The organism is Stenotrophomonas geniculata (assembly GCF_034508895.1).
Classification (GTDB): domain Bacteria; phylum Pseudomonadota; class Gammaproteobacteria; order Xanthomonadales; family Xanthomonadaceae; genus Stenotrophomonas; species Stenotrophomonas geniculata.
Map to the genome: position 1 here is coordinate 1,036,566 of NZ_CP140571.1, position 25,996 is coordinate 1,062,561.

The 25,996-nt window shown below is 64.0% G+C and carries 34 protein-coding genes; 2 read left to right on the forward strand and 32 right to left on the reverse strand.

The features are described 5' to 3' along the window. Positions 1–10: 10 nt before the first annotated feature. Positions 11–1,633: an amidase gene (locus RI032_RS04950; RefSeq protein WP_260364101.1), complete on the forward strand. Its 1,623-nt coding sequence runs from the start codon at positions 11–13 to the stop codon at positions 1,631–1,633. Between the two features lie 73 nt (positions 1,634–1,706). Here RI032_RS04950 and RI032_RS04955 read toward each other — a convergent pair whose 3' ends face one another. Both RI032_RS04955 and RI032_RS04960 read right to left on the reverse strand, forming a co-directional pair. Continuing rightward, a complete protein-coding gene (locus RI032_RS04955; RefSeq protein WP_265330694.1) occupies positions 1,707–2,894 on the reverse strand; it encodes a mechanosensitive ion channel family protein in 1,188 nt (395 codons plus the stop codon). A gap of 618 nt (positions 2,895–3,512) precedes the next feature. Then, the gene (locus RI032_RS04960) at positions 3,513–4,904 is read right to left on the reverse strand and encodes a class II 3-deoxy-7-phosphoheptulonate synthase (protein ID WP_010483972.1); all 1,392 of its coding nucleotides are present in this window, start codon (positions 4,902–4,904) and stop codon (positions 3,513–3,515) included. 217 nt (positions 4,905–5,121) lie between these two features. Here RI032_RS04960 and RI032_RS04965 point away from each other — a divergent pair, with 217 nt between their 5' ends. Then, complete coding sequence (locus tag RI032_RS04965; protein ID WP_322547943.1) at positions 5,122–7,245, forward strand: TonB-dependent receptor; 2,124 nt, start codon at positions 5,122–5,124, stop codon at positions 7,243–7,245. Positions 7,246–7,279: 34 nt separating this feature from the next. Here the strand turns inward: RI032_RS04965 and RI032_RS04970 are convergent, their stop codons facing one another. The 30 genes from RI032_RS04970 to fusA all read right to left on the reverse strand — a co-directional run bounded on the left by RI032_RS04970 (position 7,280) and on the right by fusA (position 25,947). Further along, positions 7,280–7,786 carry a disulfide bond formation protein B gene (locus RI032_RS04970; RefSeq protein WP_043401431.1) on the reverse strand — a complete coding sequence of 169 codons (507 nt, stop codon included), beginning with the start codon at positions 7,784–7,786 and terminating at the stop codon, positions 7,280–7,282. A 185-nt stretch (positions 7,787–7,971) separates the two neighbouring features. Beyond that, positions 7,972–8,355 (reverse strand): 50S ribosomal protein L17, encoded by a 384-nt coding sequence (rplQ, locus tag RI032_RS04975; RefSeq protein ID WP_005408217.1) that lies wholly within the window; start codon positions 8,353–8,355, stop codon positions 7,972–7,974. Positions 8,356–8,546: 191 nt separating this feature from the next. Then, a complete protein-coding gene (locus RI032_RS04980) occupies positions 8,547–9,545 on the reverse strand; it encodes a DNA-directed RNA polymerase subunit alpha (protein ID WP_010483975.1) in 999 nt (332 codons plus the stop codon). Positions 9,546–9,600: 55 nt separating this feature from the next. Beyond that, on the reverse strand, positions 9,601–10,230 hold the full coding sequence (gene rpsD, locus RI032_RS04985) for a 30S ribosomal protein S4 (protein ID WP_004145446.1): 630 nt from the start codon (positions 10,228–10,230) through the stop codon (positions 9,601–9,603). A gap of 15 nt (positions 10,231–10,245) precedes the next feature. Further along, the gene (rpsK, locus tag RI032_RS04990; RefSeq protein WP_004145443.1) at positions 10,246–10,635 is read right to left on the reverse strand and encodes a 30S ribosomal protein S11; all 390 of its coding nucleotides are present in this window, start codon (positions 10,633–10,635) and stop codon (positions 10,246–10,248) included. 11 nt (positions 10,636–10,646) lie between these two features. Next, positions 10,647–11,003 (reverse strand): 30S ribosomal protein S13, encoded by a 357-nt coding sequence (gene rpsM / locus RI032_RS04995; protein WP_004154500.1) that lies wholly within the window; start codon positions 11,001–11,003, stop codon positions 10,647–10,649. A gap of 347 nt (positions 11,004–11,350) precedes the next feature. Further along, positions 11,351–12,718: a preprotein translocase subunit SecY gene (secY, locus tag RI032_RS05000; RefSeq protein ID WP_005408215.1), complete on the reverse strand. Its 1,368-nt coding sequence runs from the start codon at positions 12,716–12,718 to the stop codon at positions 11,351–11,353. Between the two features lie 7 nt (positions 12,719–12,725). Next, positions 12,726–13,169: a 50S ribosomal protein L15 gene (rplO, locus tag RI032_RS05005; RefSeq protein WP_004154498.1), complete on the reverse strand. Its 444-nt coding sequence runs from the start codon at positions 13,167–13,169 to the stop codon at positions 12,726–12,728. 6 nt (positions 13,170–13,175) lie between these two features. Then, entirely contained in the window at positions 13,176–13,367 is a 192-nt protein-coding gene (gene rpmD / locus RI032_RS05010) for a 50S ribosomal protein L30 (RefSeq protein WP_005408214.1), read from the reverse strand. Further along, positions 13,360–13,902: a 30S ribosomal protein S5 gene (rpsE, locus tag RI032_RS05015; RefSeq protein WP_005408213.1), complete on the reverse strand. Its 543-nt coding sequence runs from the start codon at positions 13,900–13,902 to the stop codon at positions 13,360–13,362. Before rpsE ends, rpmD begins: the two co-directional genes overlap by 8 nt. Before the next feature lie 161 nt (positions 13,903–14,063). Beyond that, positions 14,064–14,417: a 50S ribosomal protein L18 gene (rplR, locus tag RI032_RS05020; RefSeq protein ID WP_004154495.1), complete on the reverse strand. Its 354-nt coding sequence runs from the start codon at positions 14,415–14,417 to the stop codon at positions 14,064–14,066. 32 nt (positions 14,418–14,449) lie between these two features. Further along, complete coding sequence (gene rplF / locus RI032_RS05025) at positions 14,450–14,974, reverse strand: 50S ribosomal protein L6 (protein ID WP_010483977.1); 525 nt, start codon at positions 14,972–14,974, stop codon at positions 14,450–14,452. Between the two features lie 18 nt (positions 14,975–14,992). Then, positions 14,993–15,391 (reverse strand): 30S ribosomal protein S8, encoded by a 399-nt coding sequence (gene rpsH / locus RI032_RS05030; RefSeq protein ID WP_005408210.1) that lies wholly within the window; start codon positions 15,389–15,391, stop codon positions 14,993–14,995. A 258-nt stretch (positions 15,392–15,649) separates the two neighbouring features. Continuing rightward, positions 15,650–15,955: a 30S ribosomal protein S14 gene (gene rpsN / locus RI032_RS05035; RefSeq protein ID WP_005408209.1), complete on the reverse strand. Its 306-nt coding sequence runs from the start codon at positions 15,953–15,955 to the stop codon at positions 15,650–15,652. 18 nt (positions 15,956–15,973) lie between these two features. Then, the gene (gene rplE / locus RI032_RS05040) at positions 15,974–16,516 is read right to left on the reverse strand and encodes a 50S ribosomal protein L5 (protein WP_004154491.1); all 543 of its coding nucleotides are present in this window, start codon (positions 16,514–16,516) and stop codon (positions 15,974–15,976) included. An 11-nt stretch (positions 16,517–16,527) separates the two neighbouring features. Beyond that, positions 16,528–16,845: a 50S ribosomal protein L24 gene (rplX, locus tag RI032_RS05045; protein ID WP_004154490.1), complete on the reverse strand. Its 318-nt coding sequence runs from the start codon at positions 16,843–16,845 to the stop codon at positions 16,528–16,530. A 16-nt stretch (positions 16,846–16,861) separates the two neighbouring features. Beyond that, positions 16,862–17,230 carry a 50S ribosomal protein L14 gene (rplN, locus tag RI032_RS05050; RefSeq protein WP_010483978.1) on the reverse strand — a complete coding sequence of 123 codons (369 nt, stop codon included), beginning with the start codon at positions 17,228–17,230 and terminating at the stop codon, positions 16,862–16,864. Positions 17,231–17,242: 12 nt separating this feature from the next. Then, a complete protein-coding gene (rpsQ, locus tag RI032_RS05055) occupies positions 17,243–17,512 on the reverse strand; it encodes a 30S ribosomal protein S17 (RefSeq protein ID WP_004154489.1) in 270 nt (89 codons plus the stop codon). 11 nt (positions 17,513–17,523) lie between these two features. Then, positions 17,524–17,709 carry a 50S ribosomal protein L29 gene (rpmC, locus tag RI032_RS05060; RefSeq protein WP_004154487.1) on the reverse strand — a complete coding sequence of 62 codons (186 nt, stop codon included), beginning with the start codon at positions 17,707–17,709 and terminating at the stop codon, positions 17,524–17,526. Next, positions 17,709–18,122: a 50S ribosomal protein L16 gene (gene rplP, locus RI032_RS05065; RefSeq protein WP_004154486.1), complete on the reverse strand. Its 414-nt coding sequence runs from the start codon at positions 18,120–18,122 to the stop codon at positions 17,709–17,711. The genes rpmC and rplP overlap by 1 nt, the downstream gene beginning before the upstream one ends. A 5-nt stretch (positions 18,123–18,127) precedes the next feature. After that, positions 18,128–18,862: a 30S ribosomal protein S3 gene (rpsC, locus tag RI032_RS05070; protein ID WP_005415414.1), complete on the reverse strand. Its 735-nt coding sequence runs from the start codon at positions 18,860–18,862 to the stop codon at positions 18,128–18,130. 18 nt (positions 18,863–18,880) lie between these two features. After that, a complete protein-coding gene (gene rplV, locus RI032_RS05075) occupies positions 18,881–19,216 on the reverse strand; it encodes a 50S ribosomal protein L22 (protein WP_004145348.1) in 336 nt (111 codons plus the stop codon). A gap of 12 nt (positions 19,217–19,228) precedes the next feature. Further along, the gene (gene rpsS / locus RI032_RS05080) at positions 19,229–19,498 is read right to left on the reverse strand and encodes a 30S ribosomal protein S19 (protein ID WP_004154485.1); all 270 of its coding nucleotides are present in this window, start codon (positions 19,496–19,498) and stop codon (positions 19,229–19,231) included. A 6-nt stretch (positions 19,499–19,504) separates the two neighbouring features. Further along, entirely contained in the window at positions 19,505–20,332 is an 828-nt protein-coding gene (gene rplB / locus RI032_RS05085) for a 50S ribosomal protein L2 (protein ID WP_004145339.1), read from the reverse strand. 10 nt (positions 20,333–20,342) lie between these two features. Beyond that, entirely contained in the window at positions 20,343–20,642 is a 300-nt protein-coding gene (gene rplW, locus RI032_RS05090) for a 50S ribosomal protein L23 (RefSeq protein WP_004145338.1), read from the reverse strand. Further along, on the reverse strand, positions 20,639–21,244 hold the full coding sequence (gene rplD, locus RI032_RS05095; RefSeq protein ID WP_004145337.1) for a 50S ribosomal protein L4: 606 nt from the start codon (positions 21,242–21,244) through the stop codon (positions 20,639–20,641). The genes rplW and rplD overlap by 4 nt, the downstream gene beginning before the upstream one ends. A 12-nt stretch (positions 21,245–21,256) precedes the next feature. Then, entirely contained in the window at positions 21,257–21,907 is a 651-nt protein-coding gene (gene rplC / locus RI032_RS05100) for a 50S ribosomal protein L3 (RefSeq protein ID WP_004145336.1), read from the reverse strand. Positions 21,908–21,918: 11 nt separating this feature from the next. After that, entirely contained in the window at positions 21,919–22,230 is a 312-nt protein-coding gene (rpsJ, locus tag RI032_RS05105; RefSeq protein WP_005408208.1) for a 30S ribosomal protein S10, read from the reverse strand. 332 nt (positions 22,231–22,562) lie between these two features. Continuing rightward, positions 22,563–23,753, reverse strand: coding sequence for an elongation factor Tu (tuf, locus tag RI032_RS05110; protein WP_014036096.1), 1,191 nt, complete (start codon positions 23,751–23,753; stop codon positions 22,563–22,565). Positions 23,754–23,805: 52 nt separating this feature from the next. After that, a complete protein-coding gene (fusA, locus tag RI032_RS05115) occupies positions 23,806–25,947 on the reverse strand; it encodes an elongation factor G (protein WP_057502603.1) in 2,142 nt (713 codons plus the stop codon). Positions 25,948–25,996 lie beyond the last annotated feature (49 nt).

The window sequence follows — 25,996 nt, forward strand, 5'->3', positions numbered from 1 at the left end:
AAGCCGCCCCATGCGCCCGTCCTTGCCGCCTCTGCTGACCTGCCTGCTCGCCGCGCTGCCGGCGCTGCTTTCGGCTGGCTGCAGCCCGGCCACGCCCAGCGCGCATGCGGCCGAACCTGCGAGCCGCAACGTGCCGTTCCCGTACGCCGAAACCGATGTTGCCGACCTGCAGGCGCGGATGTCCGCCGGTGAACTGGACAGCACCACCCTGACCCAGGCCTACCTGCAGCGCATCGCCGCCCTGGACCGCACCGGGCCGCGCCTGCGCGCAGTGATCGAGCTCAACCCCGATGCCCTGAAGGAAGCCGCCGCGCGCGACCGCGAGCGCCGCGAAGGACGCCTGCGCGGCCCGCTGCATGGCATCCCGCTGCTGCTGAAGGACAACATCAACGCCGCGCCGATGGCCACCAGCGCCGGCTCCCTGGCCCTGCAGGGCTTCCGTCCGGACGATGCCTACCTGGTGCGCCGGCTGCGCGAAGCCGGTGCGGTGGTGCTGGGCAAGACCAATCTGAGCGAATGGGCCAATTTCCGCGGCAATGATTCCATCTCCGGCTGGAGCGCGCGCGGTGGCCAGACCCGCAATCCCTATCGGCTGAGTCATTCGCCCTGTGGCTCCAGCAGCGGCAGCGCGGTGGCCGTGGCCGCCAACCTCGCCAGCGTGGCGATCGGTACCGAGACCGATGGCAGCATCGTCTGCCCGGCGGCGATCAACGGCGTGGTCGGCCTGAAGCCAACCGTCGGCCTGGTCAGCCGCGACGGCATCATCCCGATCTCCTTCAGCCAGGACACTGCCGGGCCGATGGCACGCAGCGTCGCCGACGCTGCCGCCGTGCTGACCGCGATCGCCGGCCGCGATGATGCCGACCCGGCCACCGCGACCATGCCCGGCCGCGCGGTCTACGACTACACCGCACGCCTGGACCCGCAGGGCCTGCGCGGCAAACGCATCGGCCTGCTGCAGACGCCGCTGCTGAAGTACCGCGGCATGCCGCCGCTGATCGATCAGGCAGCGACCGAGCTGCGTCGCGCTGGTGCCGTCGTGGTCCCCGTCGAGTTGCCCAACCAGGGCGCCTGGGCCGAAGCCGAGCGCACGCTGCTGCTGTACGAATTCAAGGCCGGGCTGGAGCGCTACTTCAGCACCCACCACGCGCCGTTGCGCAGCCTGGCCGACCTGATTGCCTTCAACCAGGCGCACAGCAAGCAGGAACTGGGCCTGTTCGGCCAGGAGCTGCTGGTGGAGGCCGATGCCACTGCTGGCCTGGCCGACCCCGCCTACATCCGCGCGCGCAGCGATGCGCGCCGCTTGGCCGGCCCGGAAGGCATCGACGCCGCCCTCGCCGCCCACCAGCTCGACGCGCTGGTCGCACCCACCACCGGTGTGGCATGGCCGATCCGCAGCGAAGGCGACGACTTCCCCGGCGAGAGCTACAGCGCGGCCGCCGTCGCTGGTTACCCCAGCCTGACCGTGCCGATGGGCCAGATCGATGGCCTGCCGGTCGGCCTGCTGTTCATGGGCACCGCCTGGAGCGAACCGAAGCTGATCGAAATGGCCTACGCCTACGAGCAGCGCACCCGCGCACGGCGCCCGCCGCACTTCGATACCGATGCATTGATCGACGCCGGCGAGCCGTGATCGTGTTTCTGTAGAGCCGAGCCCACGCTCGGCTTCACCGGGAAAATCGAAAGCGGCCGAGCATGGCCCGGCTCTACAGAGGCTGGTCAGGCTCCGCCGGCACGATCGCGGCTTCACCATCCTCCGCGCCAGGCGAACGCACATCCGCGGTGCGCGCACGTGGGCCGCGCGGCATATCCAGCTCGTCTTCGTGTTGCAGCCGCGCACGCACCTGCGGCAGCGACTGCGGATGCTCACGCGCGAGGAAGTCGAGCATGCGCTCGCGCACCAGGCAACGCAGGTCGAAGGCATCACCGGAGCTGCGCGCGCTGACCAGCAGTCGCACCTGGATCGCACGCTCGCTGGTCTCGGTCACCTGGGTCACGCAGACCCGGCCATCCCACAGCGCTTCGCCACGACAGATGCGCTCCAGTTCGGCGCGGATCGCCGCGATCGGCGCCCGGTAGTCCAGCCACAGAAACGCAGTGCCGAGCAGATCGGCACTGCGCCGCGTCCAGTTCTGGAACGGGTTCTCGATGAACCAGGTCAACGGCACCACCATCCGCCGCTCATCCCAGATGCGCACCACCACGTAACTGCTGCCGATCTCCTCGATGCGGCCCCATTCGCCTTCGACGATCACCACGTCATCCAGGCGGATCGGCTGCGTCACTGCAATCTGCAGGCCAGCGATCAGGTTGCCGAACACCGGCTTGGCCGCGATACCGGCCACCAGACCGATCAGGCCCGCCGAGGCCAGCAGCGCGGTACCGATCTTCTGCACCATCGGGAAGGTCAGCAGCACCAACGACGCGCCCAGCACGACGATGCCACCCATCAGCACACGGCTGAGCACGCGCGTCTGGGTCTGGATGCGGCGCGCTTCGAGGTTGTCGGAGACATCGATGGGATGGCTGCGCAGGATCGCGCGCTCACCGGCCGCCACCGCGCGTACAAGCAACCAGATGAAGCACGCGGTCAGCGCGATGTGCAGCACATGCTGCAGATTGCCCAGCAACGGATCCTGCAGCGGTGTGGCCTGCAACGCGGGAATCAACAGCAGCAGCGGCCATGCAGTGGCCATCGGCAGCCCGAGCACACGACCGATGCGCGCACGCCGGCGATCACGCCCTTTCAGCCGGTGATAGATCCACAGGATCAGCCACGCGCCGATGCCACCCACTACTGCTGCCAATCCCAACGGCCATGCGTAGGCCTGTGCGCTTTGCCAGTGCACTGTTGCCACCTCCACTCGAACAGCCAAGCAGACAGCCTCGCGCATGGGGCATGAGCGTCACGTCAGTCGTTCGTAAGCAGGGTGTTGGTGGGCAGGGCTTGCAGCCCTGCACCTGCTGCGAGCTGGAGCAACAGCAACAGCCGAAGCAGAAGCGGGTTTCCTGTGGGATGGCGGGGTGGGTCCGGTTGCGGGGGACGCCGTGGATCCATCCATGGAGGCTCGGTCGCCGCATCCATGCGGCTCACGCCCCCGCAACCGGACCCACCCCGCCTTCGACAGATTCTTGCGACCTGTCGGAACGGCGTATTGCCCTGGTGGGTGTCGACCTTGGTCGACACGGTAGATCCACGCCGTGCGTGGATGACTCATTCGATATATGCAAGAAAAATCGTGTCGACCAAGGTCGACACCCACCAACAACCGCGCTGAACAACGGCCGCAGTTACCAACAGACCACAGGGATCTGTCAGAGGCGGGGCGGTGTGGGTGGACAGGACCGTTGGCGCCATGGATGGCGCCATCGAGCCCCCATGGACGGGTTTACGGCGTGTCCTGACCACCCACACCGCCCCGCCATCCCACGGAATGCCGCTTCTGCTGTTGCTTTTGCTGTTGCTTCGGATTCTGGGCAGGTGCAGGGCTGCAAGCCCTGCCGAAAAACCCTTACCGCACTTGCTCCTGCTTGCGGACGATCGCCATCGCGATCTCCAGCGACTGCTCGTAATTCAACCGCGGGTCCACCGTTGAACGATACGCGCGCTCCAGGTCACGCTCGGTCAGTTCGCGCGCGCCACCGGTGCACTCGGTCACGTCTTCGCCGGTCAGCTCCAGGTGCACACCCCCCAGGCGCGTGCCTGCGGCCGCATGCAGATCGAACGACATCTCCACTTCGCCACGCACATTGTCGAAGCGACGTGTCTTGAAACCGTTGGCGGTGCTTTCGGTGTTGCCATGCATCGCATCGCACACCCACAGCACGCGACGGCCATCGCGCTTGACCGCATCCAGCAGCGGCGGCAGCTTCTCGGCGATCTGCGCCGCACCCATGCGGTGGATGAAACTCAGGCGGCCCGGTTCGTCATGCGGGTTGAGCACGTCGATCAGGCGCAGCAGCTGGTCCGGCGTCACCGATGGGCCGACCTTGATCGCGATCGGATTGCGCACGCCACGCAGGTATTCCACGTGTGCGCCATCGAGCGCAGCGGTGCGCATGCCGATCCACGGGTAATGCGTGCTCAGGTTCAACCAGCCCTGCTGGCGCGGCACCTGCCGGGTCAGCGCCTGCTCGTAGGGCAGCAGCAACGCCTCGTGCGAGGTGTAGAAATCGATGCGGTTGAGGTTGTGCACGCGGGCCCCAGCCAGAGTCTCCATGAAGTGCACCGCATCACCGATCGAGGCCACCATCTTCTGGTACTCGGCGGCCAGCGGCGAGTGGCTTACCCACTCCAGGTTCCAGTACTCGGGGTGGTGCAGGTCGGCGAAGCCACCATCGATCAGCGCCCGCACGAAGTTCATCGTCATCGCGGAGTGCGCGTGGGCCTGCAGCATCCGCTTCGGGTCCGGCAGGCGCGCCGCCTCGGTGAAGGCCGGCGCGTTGATCACATCGCCGCGGTAGCTCGGCAGCGTCACACCGTCGCGGGTCTCGGTATCGGCCGAACGCGGCTTGGCGTACTGGCCGGCGAAACGACCGACGCGGATCACCGGCTGGCGCAGGCCGTGAACCAGCACCAGGCTCATCTGCAGCAGCACCTTCAGGCGGTTGGAGATGGTGCCCGATTCGCAGTCGCTGAAATTCTCGGCGCAGTCGCCACCCTGCAGCAGGAAGCGCTTGCCCTCCTGGGCCTCGGCCAGCTGCTGCTTCAGCGCCAGGATCTCCCACGAGGTGACCAGCGGCGGCAGCCGCTTCAGCTCGTGCAGGGCAGCGTCCAGCGCCACAGGGTCCGGGTAGGTCGGCATCTGCAGCGCGGTCTTGCCACGCCAGCTCTCCGGCGACCAGGCAGCGCCGGTGGCCGCTGCGACGGGATCGGGGACAGGCGAAACGGCGGACAGGCTCATTGCAGGCTTCCGGAGGTGGGAGACGTTCATGGTCGCAGAGCCGACCGCTGTCGCAAAGGGTCGAACGGCGTCTGCACATGACTGAACGCCGGGGAAAGGGCATCGCGATCGGCCAGAAGCGGCATGCTCACGGCCAGCCGGACAGGCGCATGATTCGCCACGCACTGTTACGAAGTAACACTCAATCCCCATTGGCCCCTTCCACAGCGTATCCGCCATGAAGCCCTCCCTGCTCGCTACCGGCATCACCTTCGCCCTGACCCTGGCCAGCCTGCCTTCCCTCGCTGTGGCCGCCGATGCCGCCGCTCCCGTGAAGGACCTCGACACGGTCACCGTCAGCGCCCAGCTCGACCAGGCCCGCAACGCACTGTCGCCGGACATCGGCAGCAGCCAGTACCAGATCACCGCCGAGGACATCCAGAAGCAGCCGCTGGGCGCCTCCGCGCCGCTCAGCCAGGTGCTGCTGCAGGCGCCGGGCGTGGTCCAGGATTCCTATGGCGGCGTGCACGTGCGCGGCGACCACGCCAATCTGCAGTACCGCATCAACGGCGTGCTGTTGCCCGAATCGATCTCCGGCTTCGGCCAGACCCTGGATGCGCGCACGATCAAGAGCATCCGGCTGATGGACGGGGCATTGCCAGCACAGTTCGGCGAGCGCACCGCCGCGGTGGTCGACATCACCACCCGCAGTGGCGCCGAGCTCGGCAATGGCGGCAGCGTCGGCATCACCACCGGCTCGTTCGGCAAGGTCAATCCGAATGCCTCATGGTGGGGCTCGCAGGGGCGCTGGAGCTGGTTCCTGACCGGCAACTACGACCAGAACGAAGTCGGCCTGGAGAACCCGACCCGTTCGCGCAAGCCGGAGCATGACGATACCCACCAAGGCAAGGCGTTCGCCGACCTGACCTATCTGGTCAACGACACCACCCGCCTGAGCGTGTTCGCCGGCTTCGCCAACAACCGCTTCCAGATTCCGGTCAACCCCGGCCAGACGCCGCAGTTCGGCTACCTGGACACCACCACCTTCGATTCCAGCCAGCTGGATGAGACCCAGCGCGAGACCACGCGCTTCGGCATGCTGGTGCTGCAGGGCACACTGGGCGACACCGCCTACCAGGTCTCGGCCGGGCAGCGATACAGCGATGTCGGCTTCAATCCCGATGTGGTCGGCGACCTGGTGTTCAGCGGCGTCGCCTCGCAGGTCCAGCGCAGCAACCGCGCCAACACCCTGCAGGCCGACTTCTCCACCCCACTGGGCAACGACCACACATTGCGCTACGGCCTGTACGGCAACTACGAGAACGCGCGGGCCAGCAACAACAGCTGGGTATTCCCGGTTGATGATGCCGGCCAGCAGTCCAGCACCACACCGCTGCTGATACCTGACCGCAGCGCGTTCCATGCCAGCACGCTGGCGTTGTACGTGCAGGACGAATGGAAGCTCGGCGACGACTGGACCGTGAACTACGGCCTGCGTGGCGACCGCTACAAAGCCTTCGGCCACACCGAGGGCCAGCTCAGCCCGCGCATGGGCGTGGTCTGGAATGCCAGCGACAGCACCACCGTGCACGCCGGCTATTCACGCTACTTCACGCCACCGGCCAGCGAACTGATCGCCAGCAGCGACATCGCGCTATACGACGGCACCACCAACCAGCAGCCCAGCGGCGGCAACAACACGCCGCTGGCCGAGCGCAGCGACTACTACGACATCGGCGTCTCGCAGCAACTGGGCGAGCACCTGACCCTGGGCCTGGATGCGTATGACCGACGCGTCGCCCGCCTGCAGGACGAAGGCCAGTTCGGCGCCGCCTACATCTATTCGACCTTCAACTATCGCCGTGGCCATATCCGCGGCCTGGAGTTCAGTGCCGACTACAGCAACGGTCCGTTCAGCGCCTACTTCAACGCCGCGCTGAACAAGGCCATCGGTACCGACGTCATCACCGGCCAGTACAACCTCGATCCGGACGCGCTGGCCTATGTGGCCAACCACTGGATCCACCTCGACCACGACCAGAAGCTGACGTCGTCCGGTGGCCTCAGTTACGCCTTCGCCGGGCACAACCGGATCGGGGCCAACTACGTGTTCGGCAGCGGCCTGCGTTCGGACATCGAGGGCGTGCCCAATGGTGGCGAGCTGCCGTCCTACCTGCAGGTGAATCTCAGCGCCGGACACGATTTCAACGCCGACAGCGGTCATCCGCTGCATGTGCAGCTGGCCGTGATCAACGCACTGGACTGCAGCTACCAGCTGCGCGATGGCGGCGGTGTCGGCGTGTTCGCCCCGCAGTGGGGGCCGCGCCGTGGCGCCTACCTGAGCCTGCAGCAGGACTTCTGAGGTAGTGCCGGCCAGCGGCCGGCACTGCCCTGCTTCAGCGCTTGACCTTGCGCAGCGACACCACCAGCGCCCACAGCGCCAGCAGCACGAACCACACGGCCGACCACATCGGCATGGTCAGGCCCAGGAACGTCCAGTCGATGTTGCCGCAGTTGCCGGTACCGGTCAGCACGGTGCGGAACACTTCCAGCGGGCCCATGGTCTCGCTCAGGAAGGCCAGCGGCGGGCCACAGGTGGAACCCATTTCCGGCGGCAGCATCTGCACGTAGACGTGGCGCGCGGCGATGCCGACACCCACTGCGGCGGCAATGAAGGCCAGCACGCCATAGGTCGCGCGGCCGGGACGGTTGGAAGGCCCGTGCAGTGCACCGATCAGGAACAGCAGCCCCAGCGCGGCAAATGCCAGGCGCTGGAAGATGCACAGCGGACACGGCTCCAGGCCCATCTTCAGCTGCAGGAAGATCGCGTAGCCGAGCAGGCCCGCGCAGATCAGGAAGCCCAGGAAGAACTGGGCGCGGAAGGGCCAGCGCAGTGGATTCATCGTCAACGCTCGAATGGATCAGGCGCCAAGCGTAACCGAGAGTGCGCGCCGTCTGAACCACCACAGGTGACGCCTGTCGGAACGGTGTGGGTCAGAGCCCGTTCCGCAGAAACGGAATCCGGCCCCTCAAACGCAAAAGCCCGGCAGATGCCGGGCTTTCGCTGTGTCGCGTTGGAGCAGTCCGATTACTCGGCCACTTCCTCGGCCACGACCGGACGGTCGACCAGCTCGACGTAGGCCATCGGCGCGTTGTCGCCGGCGCGGAAACCGCACTTCAGCAGACGCAGGTAGCCGCCCGGACGGTTCGCGTAGCGCGGGCCCAGGATGGTGAACAGGTTGCCCACGGCTTCGTTGTCGCGCAGGCGGGCGAAGGCCAGACGGCGGTTGGCGACGGAGTCGACCTTGGCCAGGGTGATCAGCGGCTCGGCAACGCGGCGCAGTTCCTTGGCCTTCGGCAGGGTGGTCTTGATCAGCTCGTGCTTGAACAGCGAGGCAGCCATGTTCTTGAACATCGCTTCGCGGTGGGCGCTGGTGCGGCTGAACTTACGGCCAGACTTCTGGTGACGCATGGTGATATTCCTTGGTTAATGATGAGGCTGTGCGGATCGTTGTCGCCTTCCTGGCGTTGCTGCGCGGACTGCGGTTGGTCCTGGCCGCCCGTCCTGGACGACCTGCCCCGCGAACCTGCGGTTCGTCGTGGCATGTTGTGTTGCGTTGAAGGCCCCACCGCGAACGGTGGAGCCTTCAGGCATTACCGATATCAGCCCAGCATGCCGTGGCTGGCGACACCGGCCGGCGGCCAGTTCTCCAGCTTCATGCCGAGCGACAGGCCGCGCTGAGCCAGCACTTCCTTGATCTCGGTGAGCGACTTCTTGCCCAGGTTCGGGGTCTTCAGCAGCTCCACTTCGGTCTTCTGGATCAGATCGCCGATGTAGTAGATGCTTTCAGCCTTCAGGCAGTTGGCCGAACGCACGGTCAGCTCCAGATCGTCGATCGGGCGCAGCAGCACCGGATCCACGCCGTTGTTGGCCGGCTTCGCCGCACCGCGGTCGCGGTGGGTGAAGTCACCGAACACCGACAGCTGGTCGCTGAGGATGTCGGCGGCGGTGCGCACGGCTTCCTCGGCGTCGATGGTGCCGTTGGTCTCGATATCGATGACCAGCTTGTCCAGGTCGGTACGCTGTTCGACGCGGGCCGCTTCAACGGCATAGGCGACGCGGCGGACCGGCGAGAACGAGGCATCCAGGACCAGGCGGCCGATGGCACGGGTTTCTTCGTCCGGACGACGACGCGCGGCAGCCGGCTGGTAGCCGAAACCACGTTCGATCTTCAGACGCATGTTGATCGCCGTATCCTTGGTCAGGTGGCAGATCACGTGTTCGCCGTTCAGGATCTCCACATTGTGGTCGACCTTGATATCGGCAGCGGTGACAACGCCCGGGCCCTGCTTGGACAGGGACAGGGTGGCGCTGTCGCCGGAGTGCATACGGATGGCCACGTCCTTCAGGTTCAGCAGGACTTCGAGCACGTCCTCCTGCAGACCTTCGACCGTGGTGTACTCATGCAACACGCCGTCGATTTCGACTTCCGTGATGGCGAAGCCCGGGATGGACGACAGCAGCACGCGACGCAGGGCATTACCCAGCGTATGCCCGTAACCCCGCTCCAAAGGTTCGATAACGACCTTTGCACGGGTGTCGGTAAGGCGTTCGATCTGCGGACCGCGAGGACGCAGAACCTGGTTGGCGGTAACCGTCATGTTGCGGGTTCTCCTAGTGAACCCCCGGCCGTCGCCGGGGGCTCTCCAATGTGAATTACTTCGAATACAGCTCGACGATCAGCGCTTCGTTGATGTCCGCAGGCAGATCCGAACGATCCGGAACAGCCTTGAAGATGCCGGTGAACTTGCCGGAATCCACTTCAACCCACGACGGGCTCAGGTCATGCTGGGCGGCGACGGTCAGGGCTTCCTGGACGCGCAGCTGCTTGGCAGCCTTTTCAGACAGGGCGATGGCGTCGCCAGCCTTGACCTGGTACGAAGCCAGGTTGACCGACTTGCCATTCACGGTGACGCCGCGGTGCGACACCAGCTGACGGGCAGCCGGACGGGTCACGGCGAAGCCCATGCGGTAGACGACGTTGTCCAGGCGGGTTTCCAGCAGCTGCAGCAGGTTCTCGCCGGTGTTGCCCTTCTTGGTCGAGGCCTTCTTGTAGTAGTTGCGGAACTGACGCTCCAGCAGGCCGTAGATACGCTTGACCTTCTGCTTTTCACGCAGCTGGGTGGCGTAGTCGGACAGCTTGCCCTTGCGGGCAGTGGCGCCGTGCTGGCCGGGCTTCTGCTCCAGCTTGCACTTCGAGTCCAGCGCACGCGCCGGGCTCTTCAGGGACAGGTCGGCGCCTTCGCGACGGGCGAGCTTACAGGTAGGACCGATATAACGAGCCATTTCTTATCGCTCCCTTTAGACGCGACGCTTCTTCGGCGGACGGCACCCGTTGTGCGGGATAGGCGTCACGTCGATGATGTTGGTGATCTTGTAGCCGACGTTGTTCAACGAACGCACGGCCGACTCACGGCCCGGACCCGGGCCCTTGATGCGGACTTCCAGCGACTTCACGCCGTAGTCCAGCGCAGCACGACCGGCCTTTTCAGCAGCCACCTGGGCAGCGAACGGGGTCGACTTGCGCGAACCGCGGAAGCCAGCGCCACCGGAGGTCGCCCACGACAGAGCGTTGCCCTGGCGGTCGGTGATGGTGACGATGGTGTTGTTGAACGAAGCGTGGACGTGGGCAACGCCGTCGGTGACGACGCGCTTGATCTTCTTCTTGGTCTTAGCAGCGGGCTTAGCCATTTCTCAGTCCCTTACTTCTTGATCGCCTTGCGCGGACCCTTGCGGGTGCGGGCGTTGGTACGGGTGCGCTGGCCACGCAGCGGGAGGCCACGACGGTGACGCAGGCCGCGGTAGCAGCCCAGGTCCATCAGGCGCTTGATCGCGATGCCGATCTCACGGCGCAGATCGCCTTCCACGATGTACTTGCCGACTTCGGCGCGCAGGCGCTCGATTTCCGGCTCCGACAGATCGCGGATCTTGGTGGTCGAAGCAACGCCTGCGACTTCGCAGACCTTCTTCGAACGGGTACGGCCGATGCCGTAAATGCTTTGCAACCCGACCCAGACGTGCTTCTGGGCTGGCAGGTTGACGCCTGCAATACGCGCCATGACGCGGTTCTCCAGCTGAGTGATGGCCGACAGCGCGCCTCGGGCACGCCAATCCGGCAGGATGGATCAAAAAAGTGAACTAGCGATACTAACAAGGTTCCGGTTTACATGGAAGCCCGTGAAACCATTGGTTTCATGAACCCGGCCTGGGGAGTGTGCCCAGGCTCCGGCGCCGGATGGGGTTGGACCTGGGGTTTCCCCCGGAGCCGCCCGCGCTACTCCAGCGCGGGACCACCTCATCACACCCCCACCCGGAACCGCTGCGGGGGCCGCCCTTCGTTTGTGTGGCCGGAGTCCGCGAAGCGGAGGGACCATCACGTCAGGAAGACGAAAGTATAACAGGCCAATCAGCCGCGGGCAAAACCGCCGCGGTTGCCGCCCTTCAGGTTGGCCTTCTTCAGCAGGCTCTCGTACTGGTGGGACATCAGGTGCGCCTGCACCTGGGCGATGAAGTCCATCACCACCACCACCACGATCAGCAGCGAAGTACCGCCGAAGTAGAACGAGGCGTTCAGCTGCGTGCGCATCAGTTCCGGCAGCAGGCAGACGATCACCAGGTAGGCCGAGCCGGCCGCGGTCAGGCGGGTCAGCACGCCGTCGATGTAGTCGGCAGTGGCCTTGCCCGGACGGATGCCCGGAATCAGCGCGCCCGACTTCTTCAGGTTGTCGGCGGTTTCCTGCGAGTTGAACACCAGCGCGGTGTAGAAGAACGCGAAACCGGTGATCAGCGCGGCGAAGACGATCATGTGCAGCGGCTCGCCCGGGCCCAGCGCGTTGGCGACCTTCTGCAGGACCTGGCCGAAGCTGCTCTGGTTGGCGGCCTGGCCGGACCACATGGCCAGGGTGGCCGGGAAGGCCAGCAGGCTCGAGGCGAAGATCGCCGGGATGACGCCGGCCATGTTGAGCTTCAGCGGCAGGAACGAGGTCTGGTTCATGTACGCATTGCGACCGCCCTGGCGGCGCGCGTAGTTGACCGTGATCCGGCGCTGGCCACGCTCGACGAACACCACGAAGAAGGTGAAGGCGAGCACGACGATGGCGATCAGCAGCAGCTGGATGAACTGGATGTTGCCGTCGCGGTAGGCGTCGAAGGTGTGGATGATCGCACCCGGCAGGCCAGCGACGATACCGGCGAAGATGATCAGCGACACACCGTTGCCGATGCCGCGCTCGGTGACCTGCTCACCAACCCACATCAGGAACATGGTGCCGGCGGTCAGCGCGACCACGGCGGTGAGCACAAAGCCCATGCCCGGCGCGTACACGACCGGAGCGCCCGACGGCGAGACCTGGCCCTGCAGGGCCAGCGCGATCGAACCGCCCTGCACCACTGCCAGCAGCACGGCGCCGATGCGCGAATACTGGGTGATCTTGCGGCGGCCGGACTCACCTTCCTTCTGCATCGCCTTCAGGGCGGGGAAGATGTGCACGGCGAGCTGCATCACGATCGATGCCGAGATGTACGGCATCACGTTCAGCGCGAAGATGCTGAAACGGTGCAGGGCGCCGCCCGAGAACATGTTGAACATGTCCACGATGCCGCCGCCCTGCTGTTGCATCATGGCAAGCATGGCATCGGGATTGACGCCCGGCACCGGCACGTAGCAGCCGATGCGATAGACGATCAAAGCCCCGACGACGAACAGCAAACGTTGGCGAAGTTCAGTGAACTTGCCCATTCCGCCCGCGAGGTTACCGATGCCAGCTTGCGCCATGATTTTCTTACTCCGTTACGCTGCCGCCGGCAGCTTCGATCGCGGCCTTGGCACCCGCCGTGGCAGCGATACCCTTCAGGGTGAACGCCTTGGTCACTTCGCCCTTGACGACGACCTTGGCCTTCTTCGCAGTGCTCGGGACCAGCTTGGCAGCACGCAGGGCGGCGAAGTCGATCTCACCGGCCGGCAGCTTGTCCAGCGCGTACAGCAGCACTTCAGCGGTGTCCTTGGCGATCGGCGAACGGAAGCCGATCTTCGGCAGACGACGCTGCATGGGGGTCTGGCCGCCTTCGAAGCCAGCCTTGATCTTGCCGCCACCCTTACGGGCGAACGAACCCTTGTGGCCGCGGCCGGCAGTCTTGCCCAGGCCCGAGCCGATACCGCGACCGACGCGGGTGCGCTCGGTGCGGGCGCCCGGTGCCGGGCTCAGTTCATTGAGACGCAGAGTCATGGTCGATTACTCCTCAACCTGGACGAGGTACTGAACCTTGTTGATCAGGCCGCGCACCTGCGGGCTGTCCTTCAGTTCACGCACATCGTTGAGCTTGTTCAGGCCCAGGGCACGCACCGACAGGCGGTGACGCGACTGGGTGCCACGCAGGCCACGCACCAGGCGGACCTTGACAGTCTTGTTGGACTCATTAGCCATGGTTGAGTTCCTCCACCTTCTTGCCGCGCTTGGCCGCGATGCGGGCCGGCGACTGCGCAGCAGACAGGCCCTTCACGGTGGCACGCACCAGGTTGATCGGGTTGCGCGAACCGGTGGCCTTGGCCAGCACGTTCTTCACGCCAACGGCTTCCAGCACGGCGCGCATGGCACCGCCGGCGATGACGCCGGTACCTTCCGAAGCCGGCTGCATGAACACGCGGGCTGCGCCGTGACCATCCTTGATGGTGTGCCACAGGGTGCCGTTGTTCAGGTCAACGCTGACCAGGTTCTTGCGGGCCTGCTCCATCGACTTCTGGATGGCGACCGGCACTTCGCGGGCCTTGCCATAACCGAAACCGACCTTGCCTTCGCCGTCGCCGACCACGGTCAGGGCGGTGAAGGTGAACTGGCGGCCACCCTTGACGGTCTTGCTGACGCGGTTGACCGCGACCAGCTTTTCGATCATGCCGTCGTCGATCTTCTCTTCGCGGTTACGGTCGCGATCGCGACCCCGCTGCTGACGCTCTTCTGCCATGTTGATTCCTTGGTTGTTTGGGTATGTACGGCTCGAGGCCGCTTATGGTTGTGGAATGTCGCGTTGTTCCGGTGGACCACTGCAGAAGAGTGGCGCCGTCCCGCCTCACTCAGGCGGGCGAGCAGGCGGGCAGGAGACCACAGGTCCCCTGCCCTTATCCCTTAGAACTGCAGGCCGGCTTCGCGGGCGGCTTCTGCCAGGGCCTTGATGCGGCCGTGGTAGCGGTAGCCCGAACGATCGAAGGCAACCTTCTCGATGCCGGCGGCCTTGGCGCGCTCGGCAACGATGCGGCCAACCTTGGCGGCGGCATCGGCGTTCTTGCCGTTCTTCAGGCCTTCCTTGACGTCGGTCTGGGTGGTGTTGGCGGCAGCCAGCACCTTGGAACCGTCGGCGGTGAAGACCTGGGCGTACAGGTGCTGGCCGGTGCGCAGCACCGACAGGCGGGCGACGCCGAGCTCACGGATGTGGGCGCGGGTCGACTTGGCGCGACGCAGGCGGGCGATGTTCTTGTTCATGATGTTTTTCCTTTGAAAGCGGAAGCGCCTAATTAGGCCTTCTTGGCTTCCTTACGGATGATGACTTCGTCGGAGTACTTCACGCCCTTGCCCTTGTACGGCTCCGGCTTGCGGAACGCACGGATCTTGGCGGCAACTTCACCGACGACCTGCTTGTCAGCGCCCTGGACCAGGATCTCGGTCTGGGTCGGGGTGGTGATGGTGATGCCTTCCGGCGCCACGAACACGACCGGGTGCGAGAAGCCCAGGGACAGGCTCAGGTCCTTGCCCTGCATGGCAGCACGGTAACCCACGCCGACCAGCTCCAGCTTGCGCTCGAAGCCTTCGGACACGCCCTTGACCATGTTGGCCAGGATCGCACGCACGGTACCGGTCAGTGCGACCAGCTCGGCGTTCTCGGTGCTCAGGGTGGCAACGCCGTTGTCGACGTTGATGGCAATACCGGCCGGCTTGGCCAGCGACAGGGAGCCCTTCGGGCCCTTGGCGGTGACGCTGTCCGACTGGACGTTCAGTTCAACCTTACCCAGGTCGATCGGCTTCTTGGCTACGCGGGACATAGTTCTACTCCTTTCGCCTTAGGCCACGAAGCACAGGACTTCGCCGCCGACGCCCAGCTGGCGCGCCTGCGCATCAGTCATGATGCCCTTGGAGGTGGAAATGATGGAGATACCCAGGCCGTTCATGACCTTCGGCAGCTCGCTCTTGCCGCGGTACTGGCGCAGGCCCGAACGCGAGAAGCGCTTCAGGGTCGCGATGACCGGCTTGCCTTCGAAATACTTCAGCACGATTTCCAGCTCGGACTTGTTGTTCTCCAGCTGGGTCACGCGCAGGTCAGTGATGTAACCCTCGTCCTTCAGGACCTGGGCGATCGCAACCTTGATCTTGGACGACGGGGCTTTCACCGTCTGCTTGCCAACCGCGGCCGCATTCTTGATGCGGACCAGCAGGTCGGCGATGGGATCAGTCATGCTCATATGAGTACCTTTGAGTGCACCGATATCCGCTTTCGCGAAAATCTGTTGTCTCCTGGAAACGGGCCAGGTCCCTTGATGCAGCGGGCCGGAAGCCCACTCCTACGACCCCGTTTGCGCAGGGCAAGACGCGGGAGTATACGCCAAAAGAGCCCGGCTTGCGCCGGGCTCTTCGGTTTTTTTACGTCGGGAAGGCTGAACGCCTCCCCTGCCCGGTTCAGGAACCCCCGGAGGGGCTCCTGATCGCAGGGCCGGCTGGGATTACCAGCTGGCCTTGCGCAGACCCGGGACGTCGCCACGCATGGTGGCTTCACGCAGCTTGTTACGGCCCAGGCCGAACTTGCTGTAGACGCCACGCGGACGACCCGACAGCTCGCAACGGTTGCGCTGGCGGCTCGGCGACGAATCGCGCGGCAGCTTGGCCAGCTTGGTTGCGGCGTCGATCTTCTCTTCGTAGGTCGCGTCCACGGAGGACACGATCTTCTTCAGAGCCGCACGCTTTTCAGCGTACTTCTTTGCCAGCTTTTCCCGCTTGATGTCGCGGTTGACCATGGAGGTCTTTGCCATTTCGGTTTCCTCGACAGATCAGTTACGGAACGGGAACTTGAACGCTGCCAGCAGCGCCTTCGCTTCCGCGTCGGTCTTCGCAGTGGTGGTGATGGCGATATCCATACCGCGGATCGCGTCGACGGCGTCGAAGTCGATTTCCGGGAAGATGATCTGCTCCTTCACACCCATGTTGAAGTTGCCGCGGCCGTCGAAGGAACGACCGGAAACACCACGGAAGTCGCGCACGCGCGGCAGCGAGATGTTGATCAGGCGATCCAGGAACTCGTACATCTTGTGGCGACGCAGCGTGGTCTTGCAGCCGATCGGCCAACCATCGCGGATCTTGAACGACGCAACCGACACACGCGACTTGGTGACAACCGGCTTCTGGCCGGAAATCTTGGTCATGTCGCCGACGGCGTTTTCCAGGATCTTCTTGTTGGTGGCCGCTTCGCCGACACCCATGTTCAGGGTGACCTTGACCAGCTTCGGCACTTCCATCGGATTGGTGTAGCCGAACTGCTTCATCAGCGCCGGCACCACTTCGTCCTTGTAGAACTTTTCGAGACGGGAACTCATCTTCTCATTCCTCAGGCGTCGAGCGCCTCACCGCTGGAGCGGAACACACGCAGTTTGCGTCCATCCTCCAGCACCTTGAAGCCAACGCGTTCGCCCTTGCCCGAAGCCGGGTTCAGAACATTCACGTTGGAGATATGGATCGAAGCTTCGCGCTCGACCACGCCGCCGGCAACACCTGCCTGCGGGTTCGGCTTGGTGTGGCGCTTGACGATGTTCACGTTGGCGACGACCACACGGTCGCCGTCGACGCGGACGACTTCGCCCTGCTTGCCCTTGTCCTTGCCAGCGTTGACGACAACCTGGTCGCCCTTCTTGATACGGTTAGCCATGATTATCTCCTGTCGCTCACAGCACTTCGGGAGCGAGCGAGACGATCTTCATGAACTTCTCCGAACGAAGTTCACGGGTCACCGGCCCGAAGATACGGGTACCGATCGGCTCCTGCTTGTTGTTCAGCAGGACGGCCGCGTTGCCGTCGAAGCGGATCAGCGAGCCGTCGGCGCGACGCACACCCTTGCGGGTACGCACCACGACGGCGTCATACACTTCACCCTTCTTGACCTTGCCGCGCGGAATCGCATCCTTTACGGTGACCTTGATGATGTCGCCGATGCCGGCGTAACGGCGCTTGGAACCACCCAGCACCTTGAAGCACATCACCTGCTTGGCACCCGAATTGTCCGCGACGTCAAGGTAGCTCTGCATCTGGATCATGATTCAGACTCCTTATTCAGCCGCACGCGTGATGACTTCCACCACGCGCCAGTTCTTGGTCTTGGACATCGGAGCAATCTCGGTCACGCGGACGACATCGCCTTCCTTGCAGGCGTTGTCGGCATCGTGGGCGTGCAGCTTCGTCGAGCGCTTGATGTACTTGCCGTACAGCGCGTGCTTGACCTGACGCTCAACCAGGACGGTAACCGTCTTGTCCATCTTGTTGCTGACGACACGGCCTTCGACCGTGCGCAGCGTCTTCTTTTCAGTATTGTCGCTCATAGCGGCCATCCTTACTTCGTGCTGCCGAGCAGGGTCTTGACGCGAGCAATCTCGCGACGGACCCGGCGAATGTCGTGGGTCTTCGGCAGCTGGCCGGTGACCTGCTGCATACGGACAGAGAACTGTTCCTTACGCAGGTCGATCAGGTGGGCCTTGAGTTCGTCAGCCGACTTTTCACGGAGAGTTTTGATATCCATCAGCGCACCGTACGGGTCACGAAAGTGGTGGTGACCGAGAGCTTGGCGGCGGCCAGGCGGAACGCCTCGCGAGCCACTTCCTCGGAAACACCCTCGATTTCATAGATCATGCGGCCGGGCTGGATCTGGGCCACCCAGTATTCCACGTTACCCTTACCAGAACCCATTCGGACTTCGATGGGCTTCTTGGTGATGGGCTTGTCGGGGAACACGCGGATCCACATCTTGCCGCCGCGCTTGACGTAGCGGCTGATCGAGCGGCGGGCCGCTTCGATCTGACGCGCGGTCAGCTGACCGTGTGCGGTTGCCTTCAGGCCGTATTCGCCGAAGCTGACAGCGTTGGCGCTCCAGCTCAGGCCATCGTTACGGCCCTTGTGTACCTTGCGGTACTTGGTTCGCTTGGGTTGCAACATTGTCGTTACCTCGCTTCACGGGCCGGGCGCTGACGGTCACCACGGTCGCCGCGATCGTGACGATCGTTGCGCGACGGGGTGTCGTCCTGCTTTTCCTGGCCAACCTGGGAGAAATCGAAGACCTCGCCCTTGTAGATCCAGACCTTGATGCCGATGATGCCGTAGGTCGTCTTGGCTTCAGCGAAGCCATAGTCGATGTCGGCACGCAGGGTGTGCAGCGGCACGCGGCCTTCGCGGTACCACTCCGAACGGGCGATTTCTGCACCGTTGAGGCGGCCACCGACGTTGACCTTGATGCCCAGGGCACCCAGGCGCATCGCGTTGCCGACCGAGCGCTTCATTGCACGGCGGAACATGATGCGACGCTCCAGCTGCTGGGCGATCGACTCGGCAACGAGCTGCGCGTCCAGTTCCGGCTTGCGCACTTCGGTGACGTTGATGTGCGCCGGGACGCCCATCATTTCGCTCACTTCCTTGCGCAGCTTCTCGATGTCCTCACCGCGCTTGCCGATCACCACGCCCGGACGGGCGGTGTGGATCGTCACGCGAGCGGTCTTGGCCGGACGCTCGATCAGGATCTTGCTGATGCCGGCCTGAGCCAGCTTCTTGCGCAGCATGTCGCGCACTTTCAGGTCGGCTGCCAGGTAACCAGCGAACTCGGCCTTGTTGGCGTACCACTTGGAGTTCCAGTCCTTGGAAATGCCGAGGCGGATACCAATCGGATGAACTTTATGACCCATGGTCTTTTCCTTATCCGCTTACTTGGCGGCGCCCACAACCACAGTGATGTGGCTGGTGCGCTTGAGGATGCGGGTACCGCGGCCTTTCGCCCGCGCCATGAAACGCTTCAGGGTCGGACCTTCATCAACCATGATGGTCTGAACCTTCAGCTCGTCGACGTCGGCGCCCTGGTTGTTTTCGGCATTTGCAATAGCCGACTCCACCACCTTCTTGATCAGGTGGGCAGCCTTCTTGTCCGAGAACTTCAGCAGGTTGACCGCACGCTCGGCCGGCAGACCGCGCACCTGGTCAGCGACCAGACGAGCCTTCTGCGGGGAGATGCGCGCAGTGCGCAGGATGGCTTTCGCTTCCATTGTCATCTCTCCTTATTTGCCCGACTTCTTGTCACCACCGTGACCCTTGAAGGTCCGGGTGATGGCAAATTCGCCGAGCTTGTGGCCGACCATGTTCTCGTTGACGAGAACCGGGATGTGGTTCTTGCCGTTATGCACGGCAATGGTGACGCCTACCATGTCAGGCAGGATCATCGAACGGCGCGACCAGGTCTTGATCGGCTTCTTGCTGCCCGCAGCGGCCTCCACCTTCTTGACGAGGTGGTGATCGACGAACGGGCCCTTCTTGAGTGAACGTGCCATGGTCGATTAGCCCCTACGATCGCGGACGATGAACTGCTGAGTGCGCTTGTTATGGCGCGTCTTGTAACCCTTGGTCGGGACACCCCACGGGGTGACCGGATGCGGATTACCCTGGCCGGCCTTCGCCTCACCACCACCGTGCGGGTGGTCAACCGGGTTCATGGCAGCACCACGAACGGTCGGGCGGACGCCGCGCCAACGCTTGGCACCGGCCTTGCCCAGCTTTTCCAGGCTGTGCTCGTCGTTGCCGACTTCGCCGATGGTGGCGCAGCACTCGACCGGAACCTTGCGCATTTCACCCGAGCGCAGGCGCAGGGTGGCGTAGATGCCTTCGCGAGCCACCAGCTGCACGGCCGCACCCGCGGCGCGAGCGATCTGAGCGCCCTTGCCCGGCTTCAGTTCGATGCAGTGGATGGTGGTGCCGACCGGGATGTTGCGCAGCGGCAGGGTGTTGCCAGCCTTGATCGGGGCATCCGAACCGGCGATCACCTGATCACCAGCCTTCAGGCCCTTCGGGGCGATGATGTAGCGACGCTCACCGTCGACGTAGCACAGCAGAGCGATGTGGGCGGTGCGGTTCGGATCGTATTCGATGCGTTCCACGCGCGCCGGGATGCCCAGCTTGTTGCGCTTGAAGTCGATGATGCGGTAGTGCTGCTTGGCACCACCACCGACGTGACGCACGGTGATGCGGCCATGGTGGTTACGACCACCCGAGCGGCTCTGCGACTCGACCAGCGCAGCGTGCGGAGCACCCTTGTGCAGGTCGGGAGTGACCACGCGCACGGCCGAACGGCGGCCGGGGGAAGTGGGCTTGAATTTCATCAATGGCATGGGATGTACCTCAGGCCTTGGCCGTTACATCGATCGACTGGCCATCGGCCAGGCGAACGTACGCCTTGCGCCAATCGCCGCGGCGGCCAGCACGGTTACGGAAGGACTTGTTCTTGCCCTTGACGTTGACCACGTTGACGGCTTCGACCTTGACGTCGAACAGCTGCTCAACCGCGGCCTTTACATCGGCCTTGGTGGCTTCGTTCGAAACTTCGAAGACATACTGGTTGGAGAGTTCCTGCAGGCGCGCGGTCTTTTCGGAGACACGCGGGGCACGCAGCACGCTGAAGATTTTTTCGTTGCTGTTCATGCCAGCCACTCCTCGACCTTCTTGACCGCGTCAGCGGTGATGACGACCGTGTCGGCACCCACCAGCGAGACCGGATCCAGACCCTGGACGTCACGCACCTGCACGTACGGCAGATTGCGGGCGGACAGGTACAGGTGCTCGGACGCTTCTTCGGTGACGATCAGCGGGCGCTTGCCCACTTCCAGGCCGGCCAGCTTGGCGATCAGGCCCTTCGTGTTGGTCACTTCGACGTCGAAGGACTCCACGATGGTCAGACGGCCCTGACGGTTCAGCTCGGACAGGATCGCGCACATGGCGGCACGGTACTGCTTACGATTGACCTTCTGCTCGAAGCTGCGCGGCTTGGCCGCGAAGGTGACACCGCCGCCGACGAAGATCGGAGCTGTCAGTGCGCCATGACGCGCGCCGCCGCCCTTCTGCTTCTTCGACTTCTTGGTGGTACCAGCCACTTCGGAGCGAGTCTTCTGTGCCTTGGTGCCGGCGCGACCGGCGTTGCGGTAGGCAACGACGACCTGGTGGACCAGATCTTCGCTGAAATCGCGACCGAACACGGCGTCGGAGACCGAGACCTTGTTGTTGCTACCCGTGATAACGAGTTCCATCGTCATCTCTCCTTATGCCTTGCTCGCCGGACGGACGATCACGTCGCCACCCGCCGCGCCCGGAACGGCGCCGCGAACGGCGATCAGACCGCGCTCGACGTCGACCTTGACCACTTCCAGGTTCTGGGTGCTCTGCTGCACCGCGCCCATGTGGCCCGACATCTTCTTGCCCGGGAAAACGCGACCCGGGGTCTGGCGCTGACCCAGCGAACCCGGCGCGCGATGCGACAGCGAGTTACCGTGGGTTGCATCGCCCATACGGAAGTTGTGGCGCTTGATGGTGCCCTGGAAGCCCTTACCCTTGGTGACACCCTGGACGTCGACGATCTGGCCGACTTCGAAGATGTCCGCCTTGACTTCGCCGCCAACGGCGAAATCGCCGAGCTGCGCGTCTTCAACGCGGAATTCCCACAGGCCACGACCCGCTTCCACCTTCGCCTTGGCGAAGTGGCCGGCTTCCGGCTTGTTGACCAGGGCAGCGCGACGCGCGCCGACGGTCACCTGCACGGCGCTGTAGCCGTCGGTTTCGACGGTCTTGATCTGCGCGATGCGGTTCGGGGTTGCTTCGATCAGGGTCACCGGGATGGAGCGGCCATCTTCAGTGAACACGCGGCTCATGCCAGCCTTGCGGCCCACGAAGCCCAACGAATACTTCTTCGTCATGGTCGTAGTCCTCAGGTCAGCTTGATCTGAACGTCGACGCCGGCAGCCAGTTCGAGCTTCATCAGCGCGTCCACGGTCTTGTCATTCGGGTCAACGATATCGAGCACGCGCTTGTGCGTGCGGGTCTCGTACTGGTCACGCGCGTCCTTGTCGACGTGCGGGGAAACGAGAACGGTGTAACGCTCGATCTTGGTCGGCAGCGGGATCGGGCCACGCACTTGCGCGCCGGTCCGCTTTGCCGTTTCAACGATCTCGCTGGCCGAACGGTCGATCAGACGATGATCGAACGCTTTCAGCCGGATCCGGATCTTTTGGTCCGCCATGGCGGTAGGTTCCTTCGTTAAAAGAGCGACAGACAAAGCCTCTGGGTTGCTTTGTCCCATGAAATTCCTGAATACGGACGGCCCACACTCCTGCAGGCCGACAAGGTCACTCCATAGACCTCAAAAACGTAGGCAGACCCGTTCCCAGGCCTGCCCAGACGTAGAAGCATAATGGCACGCAAGGCAGCTGTCAACAGTCGCCTGTTGACGCCGCCTGAATGGCATTGACCCTTCCTGGTCCGGGGAACACAAGGCACATCCTGTACCTGCTTTCCCATTTGATACGCCCCGATGCCCTACCCAGGCAACATCGGGGCGCAGATACTACCAGATTACTCGATGATCTTCGAGACCACGCCGGCGCCGACGGTACGGCCGCCTTCGCGGATGGCGAAGCGCAGGCCTTCGTCCATTGCCACCGGGTTGATCAGGGTGACGACCATCTTGACGTTGTCACCCGGCATCACCATTTCGACGCCTTCCGGCAGTGCAGCTGCGCCGGTGATGTCGGTGGTGCGGAAGTAGAACTGCGGACGGTAGCCGTTGAAGAACGGGGTGTGACGGCCACCTTCGTCCTTCGACAGGACGTAGACTTCGCCTTCGAACTTGGTGTGCGGCTTGATCGTGCCCGGCTTGGCCAGGACCTGGCCACGCTCGACGTCGTCACGCTTGGTGCCGCGCAGCAGCAGGCCAGCGTTGTCGCCTGCCTGACCCTGGTCCAGCAGCTTGCGGAACATTTCAACGCCGGTCACGGTGGTCTTCTGTACCGGACGGATGCCGACGATTTCGATTTCGTCGCCAACCTTGATCACGCCGCGCTCGATACGACCGGTCACCACGGTGCCGCGGCCCGAGATCGAGAACACGTCTTCCACCGGCATCAGGAACGGCTTGTCGATCGCGCGCTCCGGCTCCGGGATCCAGCTGTCCAGGGCGTCGACCAGCTTCAGGATGGCCGGCACGCCGATGTCGCTCTGGTCGCCTTCCAGCGCCAGGCGGGCCGAACCGGCGATGATCGGGGTGTCGTCGCCCGGGAACTCGTACTTGCTCAGCAGTTCACGCACTTCCATCTCGACCAGCTCGAGCAGCTCGGCGTCGTCAACCATGTCGGCCTTGTTCAGGAACACGACGATGTACGGCACGCCGACCTGACGCGACAGCAGGATGTGCTCGCGGGTCTGCGGCATCGGGCCGTCAGCGGCCGAGCACACCAGGATCGCGCCGTCCATCTGGGCGGCACCGGTGATCATGTTCTTGACGTAGTCAGCGTGGCCCGGGCAATCGACGTGGGCGTAGTGACGGATCGGGGATTCGTATTCGACGTGCGCGGTCGAGATCGTGATACCACGCGCCTTTTCTTCCGGAGCGGCGTCGATCGAGGAGTAATCCTTGAACTCGCCACCGAAGCGCTCGGCACCGATCTTGGTCAGTGCGGCGGTCAGCGTGGTCTTGCCGTGATCGACGTGACCGATGGTGCCGACGTTGACGTGCGGCTTGGTGCGCTCGAACTTACCCTTTGCCATTGTTCTATACCTTGATTGTTCGTAAGTGGTTTCAAGAGAGGCTGAGCGAGGCTCAGCCCTTCTTCATGACGGCTTCGGCGATGTTGGTCGGCGCCGGCTCGTAGTGATCGAATTCCATGGTGAAGGTGGCGCGGCCCTGGGTCTGCGAACGCAGCGCAGTGGCGTAGCCGAACATTTCACCCAGCGGGATCATCGCGTTGATGATGCTGGCCGAACCGTCACCGGTGGTGTCGGAACCCTGCAGCACGCCGCGACGACGGCTGACGTCGCCCATCACGTCACCCTGGTAATCCTCCGGGGTCACGATCTCGACCTTCATGATCGGCTCCAGCAGCACCGGCTTGGCCTTGGCGAAGCCCTGCTTGAAGGCCATCGACGAAGCCAGCTTGAACGCCATTTCCGAGGAGTCGACGTCGTGGTACGAACCGAACACCAGCTTCACCTTGACGTCCACGACCGGGAAGCCAGCCAGCGGGCCGCTGGTGATGGTTTCGCGCAAGCCCTTTTCAACCGACGGAATGAATTCCTTCGGGATCACGCCGCCGGTGATGTCGTTGATGAACAGGAAGTCGTCCTTGATCATCGGAGCGATCTTCGGATCGGCACGATCTTCAGCGGTGATCGGCGACAGCTCGATCACGACGTGACCGTACTGACCCTTACCACCGGACTGCTTGGCGTGCTTGTAGTCCGACTTGACGTCGGCCAGGGTGATGGTTTCGCGGTAGGCCACCTGCGGCGCGCCGACGTTGGCTTCAACGTTGAACTCGCGCTTCAGGCGGTCGACGATGATGTCCAGGTGCAGCTCGCCCATGCCCGAGATGATGGTCTGGCCGGATTCTTCGTCGGTCTTGACGCGGAACGACGGATCTTCCTGCGCCAGACGGCCCAGGGCCAGACCCATCTTTTCCTGGTCCGACTTGGTCTTCGGCTCGACGGCCATCGAGATCACCGGCTCCGGGAACGTCATGCGCTCCAGGATGATCGGGGCGTCCACGGCGCACAGGGTGTCACCGGTGGTCGTGTCCTTCAGGCCCACGGCAGCGGCGATGTCACCGGCCAGAACTTCCTTGATTTCCTCGCGGTTGTTCGAGTGCATCTGCAGGATGCGGCCGATGCGCTCCTTCTTGCCCTTCACCGAGTTCAGCACGGTGTCGCCACCGTTCAGGGTGCCCGAGTAGACACGGAAGAAGGTCAGCGCGCCGACGAACGGGTCGGTGATGATCTTGAAGGCCAGCGACGAGAACGGAGCCTTGTCGTCCGACTTGCGGGTCATTTCGACGGTGTCGTCGTCAACGTCCACGCCCTTCACGTCCGGCACGTCGACCGGCGACGGCAGCAGCTGGATCACGCCGTCCAGCATGGCCTGCACGCCCTTGTTCTTGAAGGCCGAGCCGCAGTACATCGGCACGATTTCAGTGGCCAGGGTGCGGGTACGCAGCGCATTGATGATTTCAGCCTCGGCCAGCTCTTCGCCGCCCAGGTACTTTTCCATCAGCTCTTCGCTGGCTTCGGCAGCGGTCTCGACCATGAACTGGCGAGCCTCTTCAGCCGGGCCCTGCAGTTCGGCCGGGATTTCAACGTACTCGAACTTCATGCCCTGCGAAGCCTCATCCCAATGGATGGCCTTCATCTTCAGCAGGTCGACAACGCCCTTGAAGTTGTCTTCAGCGCCGATCGGCAGCTGCATCGGCACGGCAACCGCGCCCAGCTTGGCCTTCAGCTGGCCGACGACCTTCTGGAAGTTGGCACCGGTGCGGTCCATCTTGTTGACGAACGCGATGCGCGGCACGTGGTACTTGTTGGCCTGGCGCCACACGGTTTCCGACTGCGGCTGCACGCCACCGACGGCGCACAGGACGAAGACGGCACCGTCGAGCACGCGCAGCGAGCGCTCCACTTCGATGGTGAAGTCGACGTGCCCGGGGGTGTCGATGATGTTGAAGCGGTGCTCCGGCAGGGACTTGTCCATGCCCTTCCAGAACGCGGTGGTGGCAGCGGACTGGATCGTGATGCCACGCTCCTGCTCCTGCTCCATCCAGTCCATGGTGGCGGCGCCGTCGTGCACTTCACCGATCTTGTGGCTCTTGCCGGTGTAGAACAGGATGCGCTCGGACGTGGTGGTCTTGCCGGCATCGATGTGAGCCATGATGCCGAAGTTACGGTAACGCTCGATGGGAGTGGAACGGGCCACGGGAGCCTCTCAGATTTCTTGGATTTCGGATGGCCGAACGCCGCCTTTC

Coding starts and splice junctions, on each gene's coding strand:
- RI032_RS04950 (WP_260364101.1), top strand. CDS start 11: ATGCGCCCGTCCTTGCCGCCTCTGCTGACCTGCCTGCTCGCCGCGCTG.
- RI032_RS04955 (WP_265330694.1), bottom strand. CDS start 2,894: ATGCGCGAGGCTGTCTGCTTGGCTGTTCGAGTGGAGGTGGCAACAGTG.
- RI032_RS04960 (WP_010483972.1), bottom strand. CDS start 4,904: ATGAGCCTGTCCGCCGTTTCGCCTGTCCCCGATCCCGTCGCAGCGGCC.
- RI032_RS04965 (WP_322547943.1), top strand. CDS start 5,122: ATGAAGCCCTCCCTGCTCGCTACCGGCATCACCTTCGCCCTGACCCTG.
- RI032_RS04970 (WP_043401431.1), bottom strand. CDS start 7,786: ATGAATCCACTGCGCTGGCCCTTCCGCGCCCAGTTCTTCCTGGGCTTC.
- rplQ (WP_005408217.1), bottom strand. CDS start 8,355: ATGCGTCACCAGAAGTCTGGCCGTAAGTTCAGCCGCACCAGCGCCCAC.
- RI032_RS04980 (WP_010483975.1), bottom strand. CDS start 9,545: ATGACGGTTACCGCCAACCAGGTTCTGCGTCCTCGCGGTCCGCAGATC.
- rpsD (WP_004145446.1), bottom strand. CDS start 10,230: ATGGCTCGTTATATCGGTCCTACCTGTAAGCTCGCCCGTCGCGAAGGC.
- rpsK (WP_004145443.1), bottom strand. CDS start 10,635: ATGGCTAAGCCCGCTGCTAAGACCAAGAAGAAGATCAAGCGCGTCGTC.
- rpsM (WP_004154500.1), bottom strand. CDS start 11,003: ATGGCGCGTATTGCAGGCGTCAACCTGCCAGCCCAGAAGCACGTCTGG.
- secY (WP_005408215.1), bottom strand. CDS start 12,718: ATGGCGCAAGCTGGCATCGGTAACCTCGCGGGCGGAATGGGCAAGTTC.
- rplO (WP_004154498.1), bottom strand. CDS start 13,169: ATGACTCTGCGTCTCAATGAACTGAGCCCGGCACCGGGCGCCCGCACC.
- rpmD (WP_005408214.1), bottom strand. CDS start 13,367: ATGGCTAATGAGTCCAACAAGACTGTCAAGGTCCGCCTGGTGCGTGGC.
- rpsE (WP_005408213.1), bottom strand. CDS start 13,902: ATGGCAGAAGAGCGTCAGCAGCGGGGTCGCGATCGCGACCGTAACCGC.
- rplR (WP_004154495.1), bottom strand. CDS start 14,417: ATGAACAAGAACATCGCCCGCCTGCGTCGCGCCAAGTCGACCCGCGCC.
- rplF (WP_010483977.1), bottom strand. CDS start 14,974: ATGTCCCGCGTAGCCAAGAAGCCGATCGACCTGGGTAAGGTTGAACTG.
- rpsH (WP_005408210.1), bottom strand. CDS start 15,391: ATGAGCATGACTGATCCCATCGCCGACCTGCTGGTCCGCATCAAGAAT.
- rpsN (WP_005408209.1), bottom strand. CDS start 15,955: ATGGCAAAGACCTCCATGGTCAACCGCGACATCAAGCGGGAAAAGCTG.
- rplE (WP_004154491.1), bottom strand. CDS start 16,516: ATGAGTTCCCGTCTCGAAAAGTTCTACAAGGACGAAGTGGTGCCGGCG.
- rplX (WP_004154490.1), bottom strand. CDS start 16,845: ATGGCTAACCGTATCAAGAAGGGCGACCAGGTTGTCGTCAACGCTGGC.
- rplN (WP_010483978.1), bottom strand. CDS start 17,230: ATGATCCAGATGCAGAGCTACCTTGACGTCGCGGACAATTCGGGTGCC.
- rpsQ (WP_004154489.1), bottom strand. CDS start 17,512: ATGAGCGACAATACTGAAAAGAAGACGCTGCGCACGGTCGAAGGCCGT.
- rpmC (WP_004154487.1), bottom strand. CDS start 17,709: ATGGATATCAAAACTCTCCGTGAAAAGTCGGCTGACGAACTCAAGGCC.
- rplP (WP_004154486.1), bottom strand. CDS start 18,122: ATGTTGCAACCCAAGCGAACCAAGTACCGCAAGGTACACAAGGGCCGT.
- rpsC (WP_005415414.1), bottom strand. CDS start 18,862: ATGGGTCATAAAGTTCATCCGATTGGTATCCGCCTCGGCATTTCCAAG.
- rplV (WP_004145348.1), bottom strand. CDS start 19,216: ATGGAAGCGAAAGCCATCCTGCGCACTGCGCGCATCTCCCCGCAGAAG.
- rpsS (WP_004154485.1), bottom strand. CDS start 19,498: ATGGCACGTTCACTCAAGAAGGGCCCGTTCGTCGATCACCACCTCGTC.
- rplB (WP_004145339.1), bottom strand. CDS start 20,332: ATGCCATTGATGAAATTCAAGCCCACTTCCCCCGGCCGCCGTTCGGCC.
- rplW (WP_004145338.1), bottom strand. CDS start 20,642: ATGAACAGCAACGAAAAAATCTTCAGCGTGCTGCGTGCCCCGCGTGTC.
- rplD (WP_004145337.1), bottom strand. CDS start 21,244: ATGGAACTCGTTATCACGGGTAGCAACAACAAGGTCTCGGTCTCCGAC.
- rplC (WP_004145336.1), bottom strand. CDS start 21,907: ATGACGAAGAAGTATTCGTTGGGCTTCGTGGGCCGCAAGGCTGGCATG.
- rpsJ (WP_005408208.1), bottom strand. CDS start 22,230: ATGGCGGACCAAAAGATCCGGATCCGGCTGAAAGCGTTCGATCATCGT.
- tuf (WP_014036096.1), bottom strand. CDS start 23,753: ATGGCAAAGGGTAAGTTCGAGCGCACCAAGCCGCACGTCAACGTCGGC.